General features: G+C 73.0%; 1 protein-coding gene. It reads right to left on the bottom strand.

The features are described from left to right. A partial coding sequence (locus tag AB0L65_RS58745) for an SDR family NAD(P)-dependent oxidoreductase (protein WP_364265656.1) occupies nucleotides 1-17,387 on the bottom strand: 17,387 nt, incomplete at its 3' end. Nucleotides 17,388-17,431 lie beyond the last annotated feature (44 nt).

Raw genomic sequence — 17,431 nt, 5'->3', positions numbered from 1 at the left:
TCGGGGTCCGGGTCGTACAGCTTCTCGAGGTCCCAGCCGCGATCGGCGGGGAACTCCCCCACCGCATCCCGACCCGAGAACACCAACTCCCACAAGCCCTCCGGCGAGGTCACGCCCCCCGGATACCGGCACGCCATCCCCACAATCGCGATCGGCTCATCCACCACCGAGGCGGCGGTCACCACGGCCTGCGAGGTCTGCCCACCGCCCAACTCACCCGCCAGGAACTCCGCCACCGCCTCAGCCGTCGGAAAATCGAACACCAACGTCGCCGGCAACCGCAGCCCGGTGGCGGCGTTGAGCTGGTTGCGGAACTCGACCGCAGTCAGCGAGTCGAAGCCCAGCTCCTGGAACCGCTTGGTCGGCTCCACCGCGTCACCGCTCTGGAACCCGAGCGCCGTGGCCACCTGGCTACGGACCAGTTGCAGGAGATCGGCCGGGTTCGCACTGGTGGCGGTCGTGCTGGTACGGCGGGCAGGCACGCGGACCAGCCCGTGAAGGAGCGCGGGCAGCGTGCCCGCCTGCGCCTGGGCCTGCAGCGCGGGCATGCCCAGCGCGGCCGGGACCAGGTCGGCGCGGTCGCCGTTGACCGCGACGTCGAACAGAGCCAGCCCGTCGGCGATGGGCAGGGGTGTGATGCCGCCGCGCTCGAGGCGGCGCAGGTCGGACTCGTCCAGCTCGCCCGCCATTCCGCCGGTGGCCCACAGGCCCCAGGCCAGCGAGGTCGCCGGAAGGCCCTGCGCTCTGCGCCGCTGAGCCAGGGCGTCCAGGTACGTGTTCGCGGCGGCGTAGTTGCCCTGGCCCGCGCTGCCCAGCACCCCGGACAGGGAGGAGAACAGCACGAAAGCGGTCAGATCGAGATCCTGCGTGAGCTCGTGCAGGTGCCACGCCGCGTCGGCCTTCGGCCGCAGGACGGCGTCGATACGCTCCGGCGTGAGGGAACCGATGACACCGTCATCCAGAACACCAGCCGTGTGGACGACACCCGTCAGCGGGCGGTCAGCGGGGATGGAGGCGATCAGGCCGGCGAGAGCGTCACGGTCCGCCACGTCGCAGGCGGCCACATCCACCTCGGCACCCAGGTCGGAGAGCTCGGCCACCAGCTCGGCCGCGCCCGGCGCCTCCAGGCCGCGACGGCTGACCAGCAGCAGGCGCCTGACCTCGTGCGCCACCACCAGATGCCGGGCCACCAACGCGCCCAACCCGCCGGTGCCACCGGTAACCAGCACGGTCCCCTCGGACCCGAACTGCTCTGGTCCCGAAACCGCCCCTGCTGCCCGCTTGAGGCGCGGGGTCAGCAGCCGGCCGGCCCGTACCGCCACCTGGGGCTCGCCAGTGGCCAGCGCCTGGGAGACCGGCTCCGTCGAGTCATCGTCCACATCCAGGAGCAGGAACCGGTCCGGCTGCTCGGCCTGCGCGGCGCGTACCAGGCCCCACACCGCCGCCTGCGCCGGGTCCGGCACGTCGTCCGGGGTCGCCGCGACCGCGCCGTGCGTGACGACCACCAGGCGCGCGGGCGTCTCCTGCACCGCCGCCAGCGCGGCATGGGTGGCGTGCCTGATCGCCTCCGGGGTTCCCGCCTCGGTCACGGGTACGTCGAAGATCTCGTACTGGAGGTCGTTCTGCGCGGTTCGGCCAACGGCCGGCACCCAGTCGATCTGGAACAGGCTGTTGGGACCGGTCGTCCGCTGGTCGGCGGAGCTCGGGCGCAGCGTGAGCGAGCCGACCTCCATGACGGGCACGCCGGCGGCGTCCGCCATGGTCAGCGCGACCACACCGGGGCCGGCCGTGGGCGCGATCCTGACCCGTAGCAGCGTCGCGCCGTCGGCGTGCAGCGCCACCTGGCTCCAGGCGAAGGGGATGTACGGCCGTCCCGGTTCGGCCTGCGGCAGCAGCCCGGACATGGGGATGGCGTGCAGGGAGGCATCGAGCAGCGCCGGGTGCAGGCCGAACCGCCGGGTCTCGGTGTGCTCCGGCAGCGCGATCTCGGCGTAGACGGCGTCGTCGCCCTTCCAGACGGCCCTGAGGCATTGGAAGGCGCCGCCGTACTCCATGCCGGTCGCGGCGAGGTCCTCATAGACGCTGCCCACGTCGAGGGACTGCGCGCCGGGCGGCGGCCACTGCGTGAGATCGAAGCCGGGTACGGCGGCGGCCGGGGCCAGCACGCCCTGGGCGTTCTGGCTCCAGTCCGTGGCGTCCTCGGCCCTCGAGAAGATCGTCACCGGCCGGCGTCCCGACTCGTCGGCAGCTCCGATCACCACCTGGAGATGGAGGGTGCCACGCTCGGGCAGGACCATCGGGGTCTGGTGGGTGAGCTCGTCGAGCACCGGGCAACCGGCCTCGTCCCCGGCCCGTACCGCCAGCTCCACCTGCGCCGAGCCTGGCACGACCACCCGGCCGCCGACCACGTGGTCGGCCAGCCACGGTTGCGTGGCAGGTGACAGGCGGCCGATGAGGGTGAGGGTGTCGGTCCCCGGAGAAGGAACGGTTGCGGTCAGGAGCGGGTGCTCCACGGCCGCCAGCCCACCACCCGAGGCGACGTCACCGGTGGAGTATCCGGCGTCGAGCCAGTACCGCCGGCGCTGGAAGGCGTAGGTGGGCAGATCGACGTGCCGGGCGGGGACGGAGGCGAAGTAGGCGTCCCAGTCCACGATGATGCCGTGGGTGTGCAGCCGGCCGAGCGCTTCGACCAGCGCGCGAACTTCATCGCGGTCCTTGCGCGTGGCGGGGATGAACACACCATCGGCGACGCTCTGCTGAGCCAGTCCCGTCAGCACCCCGTCCGGGCCGACCTCCAGGAAGCAACCAGCCTCCGCAGCCGCCACTCCATCCGCGAACCGCACGGCCTGGCGCACGTGCTCCACCCAGTAGCTCGGGGTGGTCAACTGGCCCGGCTCGGCCAGGCGGCCCGTGAGGTTGGAAACGATCGCAAGAGTGGGCTCGTGGAAGGTCAACCCTGAGATGGCCTCCTCGAAGGAAGCCAGCATCGGCTCCATCAACGGCGAGTGGAAGGCATGCGAGACCCGCAGCCTGCGTGTCCGAACGCTCACCCGCCCCTCGATCTCCGCGATCGCCTCGACGTCGCCGGAGACCACCACTGCTGCCGGACCGTTGACCGCCGCGATCCCCACCCGGTCCCCCAGCAGCGGCAGAACCTCCGCCTCAGGTGCGGCGATCGCGAGCATCGCGCCACCGGTCGGCAGGGCCTGCATCAACCGGGCTCGGGCCGCCACCAGCGCACACGCATCGGCCAGCGAGAACACCCCGGCCACATGCGCGGCGGCGATCTCCCCGATCGAATGCCCGACCAGCACACCCGCCCGCACCCCGAAGGACTCCAGCAGCCGATACAAAGCCACCTCGAAGGCGAACAACGCCGGCTGCGTCATCCCGGTCTCGTTCAACACCCCATCCGGGTCGTCGAACATCACCTCACGGACCGGCAGGAACTGGTTGATCTCCTCCAGCGCCTCGGCGAACACCGGGAACGCCTCGGCCAGTTGCCGGCCCATCCCGACCCGCTGGCTCCCCTGACCAGCGAACAGCAACGCCAGCCTGCCCCCAGCCACCACCTCCGAAGAACCCTCAGCCAGCGCCCGCAACCCCGCCAGCAACTCATCACGATCAGCGCCCACCACAACCGCACGCCGCTCCAGCACCGCTCTCGTGGAGACAAGCGCCTTACCGACCCCGGCAAGCGATACATCATCCCCAGACGCCCAGTCCGCAAGCCGGCCCGCCTGCTCCCGTAGCGCTGCGGGGTCGTTGGCCGAGATGAGCCAGGGCACGGCGGGCATCGACGGGTCGTCCTCGCCGACGGGCTCGACGGCGGCCGGGCCCTGCTCGACGATCACGTGCGCGTTGGTGCCGCTGACTCCGAAGGACGAGACTCCGGCCCGGCGCGGGCGGTCCTGGAGGTCCCACGGGCGGTCCGAGGTCAGCAGTTCGACCGCCCCCGCCGACCAGTCCACGTGCGGCGACGGCTCGTCCACGTGCAGGGTCCGGGGCATGAGGCCATGCCGCATCGCCATGACCATCTTGATCACGCCACCCACACCGGCGGCGGCCTGCGTGTGACCGATGTTCGACTTCAGCGACCCCAGCCACAACGGCCGGTCCCGCTCCTGCCCATAGGTCGCGATGATGGCCTGCGCCTCGATCGGGTCGCCCAGCGTCGTACCGGTGCCGTGGGCCTCGACCACGTCCACGTCCGCGGTCGTCAGACCGGCGTTGGCCAGGGCCTGGCGGATCACGCGCTCCTGGGAGGGGCCGTTCGGGGCGGTCAGGCCGTTGCTGGCGCCGTCCTGGTTGATCGCGGTGCCCCGGACGAGGGCGAGGATCTGGTGGCCGTTGCGCTGGGCGTCCGACAGCCGCTCCACCAGCAGCATGCCCGCGCCCTCGGCCCAGCCGGTGCCGTCGGCGGAGGCGGAGAACGCCTTGCACCGGCCGTCCGCGGCGAGCCCGCGCTGACGGGAGAACTCGATGAAGACGTTGGGCGTGGCCATCACGGTCACCCCGCCGGCCAGGGCGAGATCGCACTCGCCGGACCGCAGGGACTGGGCCGCCAGGTGCAGCGCCACCAGCGACGACGAGCACGCCGTGTCCACCGTCACGGCCGGGCCTTCCAGCCCGAACGTGTAGGCGACCCGGCCCGAGGCGATGCTGCCCGCGCTGCCGTTGAGCACGAACCCCTCGAACCCCTCGGGCGCCTGCGGCAGCCGCGTGCCGTAGTCGTGGTACATCACGCCCGCGAACACGCCGGTACGGCTCCCGCGCATCGCCTTGGGGCTGATCCCGGCCCGCTCGATGGCCTCCCACGAGGTTTCGAGGAGCAGCCGCTGCTGCGGGTCCATCGCGGTGGCCTCGCGCGGCGAGATCCCGAAGAGCGCGGGGTCGAAGAGGTCGGCGTCGTGCAGGAACCCGCCCTCTCGTGCGTAGCTGGTGCCCGCGTGGGCGGGGTCGGGGTCGTACAGCCGTTCCAGGTCCCAGCCTCGGTTGCCGGGGAAGGTGGTGATCGCGTCGGCGCCCTGGGTGAGGAGCCGCCAGAGGTCCTCGGGCGAGACCACGTCGCCGGGGTAGCGGCAGGCCATGCCGACGATCGCGATGGGCTCGTCGGCGGTCCCGGTCCGGGCGGCCACCTGGTCGGCCCGCGAGGATCCGGTGAGCTCGGCGCGCAGGTGCTCGGCGAGTTCGTCGGGGGTGGGGAAGTTGAACAGGAGCGTGGCGGGCAGCCGTAGCCCGGTGGCCGCGTTGAGCCGGTTACGCAGCTCGATGGAGCTCAGCGAGTCGAACCCGAGGTCCTTGAACGCGGTCCCGATGTCCACGGAGTCGGCGTCGGCGTGGCCGAGCACCTGCGCGACACTCGTACGGATGAGCGACAGCAGCGCGCCCTTGTCGGCCCGCGCTCTCACCTGCCTGGGGGCCGCCGGCTTGCGCGCCGGGGCCTTGACCAGGGAACGGAAGACGGCGGGGATCTCGTCCTGGCGGCGCAGGGCGGCCGTGTCGAGGCGGGCGAGTATCTGCACTCCCCTGTCGAGCGCGAGCCCCGCGTCGAACAGGGACATGCCCTCGGCCACGGGCAGCGGCGCGAGCCCGACCCTGTTGAGCCGGGCGACGTCGACCTGGCTCAGCGCGCCGGCCATGCCGCTGTCCGACTCCCACAGCCCCCACTGGAAGGAGGCGGCGGGCAGTCCTAGCGCCCGCCGGTGCAGGGCCAGGGCGTCCAGGTACGTGTTCGCGGCGGCGTAGTTCGCCTGGCCGGCGCTGCCGATCGTGGCCGCGACGGACGAGTACATCACGAAGAACGACAGGTCCTCGGTGAGCTCGTGCAGATGCCAGGCGGCGTCCGCCTTCGGGCCGAAGACGCGGTCGATCCGCTCGGGGGTCAGCGAGGTCACGGCGCCGTCGTCCACGATCCCTGCCAGGTGCACGACACCCTGCAGCGGCCGGTCCGCGGGGATGCCGGCCAGCAGGGCGGCCAGTTCGGCGCGGTCGGCGACGTCGCAGGCCGCCACGGTGACCTGCGCACCCAACGAGGTCAGCTCGTCCAGCAGCTCCTGGGCGCCGGGCGCCGCGGCACCGCGGCGGCCGGCCAGCAGCAGGTGCCGTACGCCGTGCCCGGTGACGAGCCGCCGCGCGGCCAGGGCCCCCAGCTCGCCCGTGCCACCGGTCAGCAGCACGGTCCCGTCCACCGTCACCGACGCGGTCGCGGGCTGGGCCACGGGGACGATGCGCGGCACGCGGAGCTCACCTTGCCGCAGGGCGACCTGCGGCTCGCCGGACGCGCAGGCGCGCAGCAGCGCGGCCGCGGAGTCGGGATGGTCGTCGGTGTCGACGATGACGAACCGCCCGGCGTGCTCGGACTGGGCGGACCGCATCAGGCCCCAGACGGGCGCGGTGGACAGATCCGGCACCTCGCCCTCGACGGCGCTGACCGCCCCACCAGTCACCAGCGCCAGCCTGGCCTGCGCGAACCGCTCGTCCGCGAGCCACTGCTGGACGAGCGCCAGCACCTCGTACGTCCTGGTACGTCCCTCACCGGCCGGGACCCGGGCAAGCACCAGGTCCGGGACCGCCTCCACGTCACCCAGCGAGTCCAGGCCATCGAGCTCCACCACGCGCTCGGGCTCCGGCCCGGCGGTGGCGGGCGCAATCACCCAGTCCAGCGCGTACGGCGTGCTCCCGGGCGACAGCTCGGCCGTCACGGGCCTGACCACCAGGGAGTCCACGGTGAGGATCGGCGCGCCGGTGTCGTCCGCGACGCTCAGCGACAGCTCACCCTGGCCCTTCGCCGTCGTACGGACCCGCGCCATGGTCCCGCCCACCGCGTGCGGCGAGATGCCGGACCAGGCGAAGGGCAGGAACGGCTGCCCCGGCTCGGTACGCGGCAGGAGGTCGCCGAGCGTGATGGAGTGCAGCACCGCGTCCAGGAGGGCGGGGTGGAACCCGAACCGCTCCGCGCCCGTCAACGCCTGGTCGGGCAGCACGATCTCCGCGTAGACCGCGCCGTCGCGCTGCCAGGCGTTCACCAGACCCTGGAAGGCTTCGCCGTACTCCAGGCCCGAGACGGCCAGGTCGTCGTACAGGTGGTCGATGTCGATGGGCTGCGCCCCGGGCGGCGGCCATTGCGCGAGGTCGAAGCCGGGTTCGGCGGCGGCGGGGCCGAGCGTGCCCTGGGCGTGCCGCTGCCAGGAGTCGCCGCCTTCGGGGCGGGAGTACACGGCGATGCCACGCCGGCCGCCGTCGTCCGGTCCGTCGATGACCACCTGGAGCTGTACGGGGTGCTCGTGCGTGATCACGAGAGGAGCTTGGATGGCCAGTTCGGAGACCGCCTCGCAGTCCTCGGTCTCTGCCGCGGCCCGCAGCGCGATCTCGAGGAAGCCCGTGCCGGGAAGGATCACGGTGCCGTTGACCGCGTGGTCGGCGAGCCAGGGCAGCGTGGCCAGGGACAGCCGCCCGGTGAGCGTGAGGGTGTCGGAGTCGGGGGCGGGCACGGCCGCGCTGAGCATCGGGTGCTCGACGGCGCTCAGCCCGGCGGCGGTCACGTCGCTGACCGCTCTGCCCGACTCCAGCCAGTAACGCTGGTGCTGGAAGGCGTAGGTGGGCAGATCGACATGCCTGGCCGGGGCAAGCACCGCCGTCCAGTCCACGGCGATCCCCTGGGTGTGCAACCCGCCAAGCGCCTCCATCAAGGCGCGGACTTCATCCCGGTCCTTACGAGTGGCAGGAACGAACACCCCATCGGCGATGCTCTGCTGAGCCAGACCGGTCAGAACCCCGTCCGGGCCGACTTCCAGGAAGCAACCAGCCTCCGCAGCTGTCACCCCGTCGGCGAACCGCACGGCCTGCCGCACGTGCTCCACCCAGTAGCCGGGACGGGTGAGCTGGCCCGGCTCAGCCAGCCGGCCGGTGAGGTTGGAAACGATCGCAAGAGTGGGCTCGTGGTAGGTCAACCCGGAGATGGCCTCCTCGAAGGAAACCAGCATCGGCTCCATCAACGGCGAGTGGAAGGCATGCGAGACCCGCAACCTGCGCGTCCGAACGCTCACCCGCCCCTCGATCTCCGCGATCGCCTCCGCGTCACCGGAGATCACCACCGCAGCCGGACCATTGACCGCCGCGATCCCGACCTGGCCCTCCAGCAGGGGCAGAACCTCCGCCTCGGGTGCCGCAATTGCGAGCATCGCGCCACCGGTCGGCAGGGCCTGCATCAACCGCGCTCGGGCCGCCACCAGCGCACACGCATCCGCCAGCGAGAACACCCCCGCCACATGCGCGGCGGCGATCTCCCCGATCGAATGACCGACCAGCACATCCGCGCGGATACCGAAGGACTCCAGCAGCCGATACAAAGCCACCTCGAAGGCGAACAACGCCGGCTGCGTCATCCCGGTCTCGTTCAACACCCCATCCGGGTCGTTGAACATGACCTCACGGATCGGCAGCAGCTGGTTGATCTCCTCCAAGGTCTCGGCGAAGACCGGGAACGTCTCAGCCAACTGCCGGCCCATCCCGACCCGCTGGCTTCCTTGACCGGCGAACAACAACGCCAGCCTGCCACCCGAGCCACTTCCGGAAACCCCATCCGAGACCAGCGCCCGCAACCCAGCCAACAGCTCATCACGATCAGCGCCCACCACGACCGCACGCTGCTCCAGCGCAGAACGCCCCGTCGCCAACGACCAAGCGGCGTCCGCCACTGAGAGCGACGGCCGCGCCGACACCCACGACGCCAACCGCCCGGCCTGCTCCACCAGCGCCTCGCGGCTCTTCGCCGAGAGCACCCATGGCACCACTGGCGAGCCCACGACCTCGTCAGAAGCCGGTTCGACCAGATCCCCCTGCTCAAGGATCACGTGAGCGTTGGTGCCGCTGACCCCGAAGGACGAGACGGCAGCGCGACGCGGATGATCCTGAACGTCCCACGACCGAGCCTCGGTCAACAGCTCAACCGCCCCGGCCGACCAGTCCACGTGCGGCGACGGCTCGTCCACATGCAAGGTCAGGGGCATGAGCCCGTGCCGCATGGCCATCACCATCTTGATGACCCCGGCCACCCCGGCGGCGGCCTGCGTGTGACCGATGTTGGACTTCAGCGACCCCAGCCACAACGGCCGGTCCCGCTCCTGGCCGTAGGTCGCGAGAAGTGCCTGCGCCTCGATCGGGTCGCCCAGGCTGGTCCCGGTCCCGTGCGCCTCGACCACGTCCACATCCCCGGCCGCGAGCCCGGCATTGGCCAGCGCCTGCCGGATCACCCGCTGCTGGGAAGGACCGTTCGGCGCCGCCAGACCGTTGCTCGCCCCGTCCTGGTTGATCGCCGACCCCTTGATGACCCCCAGCACCTGGTGCCCGTTGCGGCGGGCGTCCGACAGCCGCTCCACCAGCAGCACGCCGACACCCTCGCTCCACCCCGTGCCGTCGGCAGAGGCCGAGAACGCCTTGCACCGCCCGTCGGCCGACAACCCCCGCTGCCGGGAGAACTCCACGAACGTGCCGGGCGACGCCATCACCATCGCGCCGCCCGCCAGGGCCATGTCGCACTCGCCCGTCCGGAGGGCCTGCGCGGCCAGGTGCAGCGCCACCAGCGAGGACGAGCAGGCCGTGTCCACGGTCACCGCCGGGCCCTCGAACCCGAACGTGTACGACACCCGCCCGGACGCCACGCTGGCCAGCTGGCCGGTGAGGAGGTATCCCTCGACCGCGTCGGAGCCCTCGGAGCGCCGTGGCCCGTACTCCATCGGCGCGATGCCGGTGAAGACCCCGGTCTGGCTGCCGTGCAGCGTGGCCGGATCGATGTTGGCGTGTTCGAAGACCTCCCACGAGGCCTCCAGGAGCAGCCGCTGCTGCGGGTCCATGCCCAGGGCCTCGCGCGGCGAGATGCCGAAGAAGGCCGCGTCGAAGTCGGCGGCGTCGTACAGGAAGCCGCCCTGCCGGGTGTAGGAGGTGCCCCGGTTGCCGGGGTCGGGGTCGAACAGCCGGTCCAGGTCCCAGCCGCGGTCGGTGGGGAACTCGCCCACCGCGTCCCGGCCCTGCGCGACCAGCTCCCACAGGTCGTCCGGCGACAGCACGCCGCCGGGGAAGCGGCAGGCCATGCCCACGATCGCGATCGGCTCGTCGTGGCCGGCCGACCGCACCGCGGTGGCGGGCGTGGCGGAGCCGCCGAGCAGTTCGGTGCGCAGGTGGTCGGTCAGCGCCTTGGGCGACGGGTAGTCGAACAGCAGCGAGCTGGGCAGTTGCAGCCCGGTGGCGACGTTGAGCCGGTTCCTGAGCTCTACCGCGGTGAGCGAGTCGAACCCGGCGTCCTTGAACGCTCCGGTGGCGCTGATGACGTTCGGCGTCACGTGCCCGAGCACGAGGGCGGCCTGGCCGCGTACCAGGTCGAGCAGGGTGCGTTCCTGCTCGTCCGGGCTCAGCCCACGCAGGGACTGCGCCAGCGATGCCTCGCCGGAAGCGGAGCCGGAGCCGCCGGCCGCGCGGCGCTCGACGGGCTTGCGCAGCATCCCGCGCAGCATCGCCGGTACGGGGTCCGCGACCTTGGCCAGGCTCAGCCGGGCGGGCAGCGTCGTCACGGTGCCACCCGCGAGCGCGGAGTCGAAGAGCTCCAGCGCCTCGTCGCGCGGCAGCGGGGCGACGCCGAGCCGGGCCCAGCGCGCCAGGTCGGCCGTGGCGAGCGTGCCCGCCATGCCGCCGAATTCGGCGGAGTTGTCCCACAGACCCCAGTCCAGGGCCGTGGCGGGCAGGCCGAGCGAGTGGCGGTGGCGGGCGAGGGCGTCGAGGAAGGCGTTGGCGGCGGCGTAGTTGGCCTGGCCGGCGCTGCCGAGCGTGGCCGCGCACGACGAGAACAGCACGAACGCCGACAGCTCGCGCTCGCGGGTCAGCTCGTGCAGGAGCCAGGCGGTCTCGGCCTTGGTCCGCCACACGGTGTCGAGCCGTTCGGGGGTGAGCGCCGGAACGACGCCGTCGTCGAGCACGCCGGCGATGTGCACGACGCCGGTCAGGTCGCGGCAGGAGTCGATGAGCCCGGCCAGCGCCGCGCGGTCGGTGACGTCGCAGGCGACCAGTTCGGCGTGCGTGCCGAGGTCGGCCAGCTCGGCCGCGAGCGCGACGGCCCCGGCCGCGTGCGGGTCGCGGGTGACGAGGACGAGGTTCCGTACGCCGTGCCGGGCGGCGAGGTGCCGGGTGACCGTGCGTCCCAGCGCGCCGGTGCCGCCGGTGACCAGCACGGTCCCCTCGGGATCCCAGGGCCGGTCCGCCGCCGGCCGGGCTCGCCGCGCCAGCCTCGGGACGTAGATCTTGCCGGACCTGATCGCCAGCTGGGGCTCGTCGTAGGCGAGGGCGGCGGCGACGGCGTCCTCGGCGCTGCCGTCGTCGTCGAGCAGCACGAACCGGTCCGGGTACTCCGTCTGCGCCGACCGGACCAGGCCCCACACGGCGGCGCCGGCCATGTCGGGCACCTCGTCGGTCGCTCCCCTGGTGACGATCACCAGCCGAGCCGACGCGGGCTGCTCGCCGTCGAGCCAGTCCTGGACGGCGGAGAGCACGCGGAGCACGGCCGCGCGCGCCCGGTCCGGCCCGTCCCCTTCGTCCTCTTCGTGCCAGGGCAGGAGCACGTCGCCGGGCGCCATGGTGGCGCCGCCCGCGGCGGGTACGGGCATCCAGTCCACCTCGAACAGCCCGACGTGCTCGGTGGGCAGGTCCACGGGACCGCGTGCCTCCAGCCAGTACCGCTGCCGTTGGAAGGCGTAGGTGGGCAGGTCGACGGGGAGCGCGGGGGCGGGCCCGAAGTAGGCGTTCCAGTCGACGGTGACGCCGCAGGCGTGGAGCTGTCCGAGGGCCTGGACGAAGGTGTCGATCTCGTCGCGGTCCTTGCGTACGGCGGGGACGAAGACGCCGTCCGAGAGCATCTGCTGGGCCAGCCCGGTGAGGACGCCGTCGGGCCCCACCTCCAGGAAGAGCGCGGCGTCCGCGGCGGCGATGCCGTCCGCGAAACGGACGGGCCGTCGTACGTGGTCGACCCAGTAGCGGGGGCTGGTGAGCAGGCCGGGCTCGGCGAGCCTGCCGGTGACGTTGGAGATCACCGGGATCGTGGGCTCGTGGTAGGTCAGCCCCGCGATGGCCTCCTCGAAGGGCGCCAGCATCGGCTCCGTCAGCGGTGAGTGCGCGGCCTGGGAGATCCGCAGCCGCCGCTTGCGTGCCGTGACGTTCCCCGCGATCTCCTCGATGGCGGCCTCCGCGCCGGAGATGACCACCGAGGTCGGCGTGTTGACGGCCGCGATGGCGACCCGGTCCTCGTACCCGTCGAGCAGCGGCAGGACGTCGGCCTCGGACGCGGCGATGGCGAGCATCGCGCCGCCCGGGGGCAGCATGTGCATGAGCCGGGCCCGCACGGCGATCAGGGTGCAGGCGTCGGCGAGGGAGAACACCCCGGCCACGTGGGCGGCGGCGATCTCGCCGACGGAGTGCCCGACCACCACGTCCGCCCGTACGCCGAGGGATTCGAGCAGCCGGTACAGGGCGACCTCGAAGGCGAACAGCGCCGGCTGGGTCATTCCGGTCTCGTTGAGCACCCCGTCGGGGTCGCTGAACATCACCTCGCGCAGCGGGTGCGGCAGGTGGGGGTCCAGCAGCGCGCAGATCTGCTCCAGCGCCTCGTCGAAAACGGGGAAGGCGGCGGCCAGCTCGCGGCCCATGCCGAGCCGCTGGCTGCCCTGCCCGGTGAACAGCAGGGCGAGCCGGCCCGCCGGGCCGCTGCCGGTCAGCACGCCGGGTGCGGCGGGGCCGCCCGCCAGTGCCCGCAGGCCGGCCAGCAGGTCGTCACGCTCGCGGCCGACGATCACCGCGCGGTGTTCGAGCACGGACCGCTCGGCGGCCAGCGCGGCGCCGGCGGCGGCGACGGGGATCTCCGGCGTCGCCCAGGACGCGAGCCGCTCGGCCTGCCCGGCCAGCGCCTCGGGTGTCCTCGCCGAGATGAGCCAGGGGATGGCGGGGAGGTTCGCGTCGTCGCGGGGGGCCGGGACGGCCGGGTCGCCCTGCTCGATGATGACGTGGGCGTTGGTGCCGCTGATGCCGAAGGAGGAGACGGCGGCGCGGCGCGGGCGGTCCCGGAGCTCCCACGGCCGGGCCTCGGTGAGCAGCTCGACGGCACCCGCGGACCAGTCCACGTGCGGGGACGGCTCGTCCGCGTGCAACGTCTGCGGCAGCACCTCGTGCCGCATCGCCATGACCATCTTGATCACGCCGCCCACGCCGGCGGCGGCCTGGGAGTGGCCGATGTTGGACTTCAGCGACCCCAGCCACAGCGGCTGGTCCCGCCCCTGGCCGTAGGTCGCGATCAGCGCCTGCGCCTCGATCGGGTCGCCGAGCACGGTGCCCGTGCCGTGTGCCTCGACCGCGTCCACGTCTCCGGCCGCGAGCCCGGCGTTGGCCAGTGCCTGGCGGATCACGCGCTGCTGGGAGGGGCCGTTCGGGGCGGTCAGGCCGTTGCTGGCGCCGTCCTGGTTGATCGCCGAGCCCTTGATGACGGCCAGCACCCGGTGGCCGTTGCGCCGCGCGTCCGACAGGCGCTCCACCAGCAGCATGCCGACACCCTCGGCCCAGCCGGTGCCGTCGGCGGAGGCCGAGAACGCCTTGCAGCGCCCGTCCGGCGACAGCCCGCGCTGCCGGGAGAACTCCACGAACATGCCGGGGGACGCCATCACGGTCGCGCCACCGGCCAGCGCCAGGTCGCACTCCCCCGACCGCAGCGACTGCGCGGCCAGGTGCAGCGCCACCAGCGACGACGAGCAGGCCGTGTCCACGGTCACCGCCGGGCCCTCGAACCCGAACGAGAACGCGACCCGGCCGGAGATCACGCTGGCGGAGGTGCCGGTCAGCACGTAGCCTTCCGCGGCCCCGGTCGCCTCGTGCAGGCGCGGGCCGTAGTCCTGGGCCATCGCGCCCGCGAACACGCCGGTACGGCTGCCGCGTAACCCGGCCGGATCGACGCCGGCCCGCTCGATCGCCTCCCACGACGCCTCCAACAGCAACCGTTGCTGCGGATCCATCGCCAACGCCTCACGCGGCGAAATCCCGAAAAATCCCGGATCGAACTCCCCCGCGTCATACAAGAAGCCGCCGTGCCGCGAGTAAGACGTCCCACGGCTGTCGGGGTCCGGGTCGTACAGGGCCGCCAGATCCCAGCCGCGGTCCACGGGGAACTCCCCGATGGCGTCCGTACCGGAGATCACCAGGTTCCACAGGTCGTCCGGGGAGCGCACCCCGCCGGGGAAGCGGCAGGCCATGCCCACGATCGCGATCGCCTCGTCCGCCACCGAGGCGGCGGTCACCACGGCCTGGGCGGCCTGCCCGCCCGTCAGCTCCGCGCGCAGGAACGCGGCCAGCGCCTGCGGCGAGGGGTAGTCGAACAGCAGCGAGCTGGGCAGCTGGAGCCCGGTGGCGGCGTTGAGCCGGTTCCTGAGCTCGACGGCGCTGAAGGAGTCGAAGCCGAGCGCCTTGAAGGCAGTGGCGGTGTCCACGGTCGCGGCGTTGGCGTGGCCGAGGACGAGCGCGATGCAGGTCCGTACGAGCTCCAGGAGCAGTTGCTCCTGCTCCGGCCCCGGCAGGCCGTGCAGCCGGTCGGCGAGCGGCTGGGTCCCGTTGCCGGTGGTCGCCGGCTCCGGGGGCGCGGGTGGGGGCGGCGCCGCGCCGTCCACCTCGGGAAGCCAGTGGTACGTGCGCTGGAAGGCGTACGTGGGCAGCGGGACGCGCCGCGCGCCCGGGTAGAGGGCGTCCCAGGCGGGCGCGGTGCCGCGTACCTGCAGCTCGGCCAGGGCAAGGGCGGCGCTGTGGCATTCGTCCCGGTTGTCCCGCAGCGTGGCGACGAACCGGGTGCCGGGGTCGGCGGGCAGGCAGTGCTGGCCCATGGCGGCCAGCACCGAGCCGGGGCCGACCTCGACGAACGTGGTCACGCCCGTGTCGGCCAGCGCGCGGATGCCGTCGCTGAAGCGCACGGCCTCGCGGACGTGCCACACCCAGTGGCCGGGCGAGCACAGGTCCTCGCCGGACGCGACGGCCCCGGTGAGGTTGGAGACGATCGGCACGGCCGGCTCGCGGTAGGTGAGCGACTCGGCCACCTGCCGGAACTCCGCCAGCATCGGGTCCATCAGCGGCGAGTGGAAGGCGTGGCTCACGCGCAGCCGGCGGGTCTTGCGGCCACGGGCGCGGAACGCCTCGGCGATCTCCGTGACGCGGTCCTCCGCGCCGGAGACCACGACGGAGTCGGGGCCGTTGATCGCGGCGATGCTGACCGAGTCGTCGAGATGGGGGCGGAGCTCCGCCTCGGTGGCCTGGACGGCGATCATCGCGCCGCCGGCGGGCAGGGCCTGCATCAGCCTGCCGCGCGCGGCGACCAGGGTGCAGGCGTCGGCCAGGGACAGCACTCCGGCGACGTGCGCGGCCGAGATCTCGCCGACGGAGTGGCCGATGAGCCGGTCGGGGCGGATGCCCCAGTGCTCGTACAGGCGGGTGAGCGCGACCTCGAAGGCGAAGAGCGCGGGCTGGGTCATGCCGGTCTCGTCCAACGCCCCATCGGGATCGTCGAACATCACCTCGAGCAGCGGCCTGGCGAGCTCGCCGTCGAAGCAGGCGGCGATCTCGTCGAGGGCCCGCGCGAAGGCGGGGTACGCGGCGTAGAGCTCGCGGCCCATGCCCAGGCGCTGGCTGCCCTGGCCCGAGTAGAGGAAGGCGACGTCGCCGTCGCTCGGCCGACCGGTCACGATCTCGGCGGCGGCCTCTCCCCTGGCGAGCCGGTCGAGCGCGGCGGCCAGCCCGGACGGCTCGTCGACGACGATCGCGGCGCGGCGGTCGAAGGCCGTACGCGTCGTGGCCAGCGAGTAGGCCGTGTCCACGGCGTCGGACACGGCGTCGGACACGGCGTCGGACACGGCGTCGGCGGCGGGCTCGGCGGCGGCGGCGGGCTCGGCGGCGGCGGCGGGCTCGACGGCGGGCTCGGCGAGCAGGTGGTCGCGCAGCCGGCCCGCCTGGGCGCGGAGCGCGGCCTCGCTCTGCCCGGCCAGCGGCAGGATCACCGGCCCGGCGGGACCGGGCGCCGGTCGCGGCGTCTCCTGCGGGTGCTCGGCGAGCACCACGTGGCAGTTGGCGCCCCCCATGCCGAACGAGCTGACCCCGGCGACCAGCGGTTCGCCGGCGCGCGGCCAGGCGGACAGCGCGGTGTTGACGCGCAGGTTCAGCTCGTCGAACGGGATCAGCGGGCTGGGCGTCTCGAAGTTGAGTGACGCCGGCAGCTCGCGGTGCCGGATGGCCAGCACGGTCTTGAGCAGGCCGACGATTCCGGCGGCGCCTTCCAGGTGGCCGATGTTGGTCTTCGCCGAGCCGACGAGCAGCGGCGTGCCCGCGTCCTTGGCGGCGCCGATGGCGGCGCCGAGGGCGCGTGCCTCGACGGGGTCGCCGACCCGGGTTCCGGTGCCGTGCAGCTCGACGTACTGGACGTCGGCCGCCGGCACGCCGGCCCGCTCGCAGGCCAGCCGGATGACCTCTTCCTGGGCGTCCTGGTCGGGGACGGTGAGCCCGTCGCCGCCTCCGTCGTTGTTCACGGCGCTGCCCGCGACGACGCAGTGGACGTGGTCGCCGTCGGCGAGCGCGCGGGCCAGCGGCTTGAGCACGACGATGCCGCCGCCCTCGCCGCGGACGTAGCCGTTGGCGCGGGCGTCGAAGGTGAAGCATCTGCCGTCGGGCGACAGTGCGCCGAACCGGAGCGCGGCGAGCGTGCTGTCGGGGGTCAGGTTGAGGTTCACGCCGCCGACGATGGCCAGGCCCGACTCGCCGCTGCGCAGGCTCTCGCAGGCCAGGTGCACGGCGGTGAGCGAGGCCGACTGGGCGGAGTCCACGGTCATGCTGGGGCCGTTCAGCCCGAGCGTGTACGAGATCCGGTTGGCGAGCAGGGCCCGGCTGATGCCCGTGAGGCTGTGCCGGGTCAGCGCCGCGCGGCCGGTGCCCTGCAGCAGCTGGGCGTAGTCGCCGGCCATGGCGCCGATGAAGACGCTCGTGCCGCTGCCCCGCAGGCTGTCCGGGACGATGCCGGCGTCTTCGAGCGCCTCCCAGCTCAGCTCCATGAGCAGCCGCTGCTGGGGGTCCATCATCGCGGCCTCGTTCGGCGAGATCCCGAAGAACTCGGCGTCGAACTCGGCTATGCCGGTGAGGAAGCCGCCGCGGAGCGATTCGGTCTCCGGGGAGTTCCACCGGCCGCTGGGAACGTCGGTGACGGCGTCGCCCCCGTCGCGCAACAGCCGCCAGAAGGAGTCCGGGTCCGGGGCCTGGGGAAGGCGGCAGGATATGCCGACGATCGCCACCGCGTCGTCGGAGAAACTACGAGAGGAGCGTTCGTAGGACATTGAACCAATCCAGTTTCCGACGGAGCGAGCAGAGGGCAGGGAAA

Source organism: Nonomuraea sp. NPDC052116 (assembly GCF_040680035.1).
In the GTDB taxonomy this organism is placed as follows: Bacteria; Actinomycetota; Actinomycetes; order Streptosporangiales; family Streptosporangiaceae; genus Nonomuraea; species Nonomuraea angiospora_A.
This window is presented reverse-complemented; position numbering and strand designations above follow the sequence as displayed.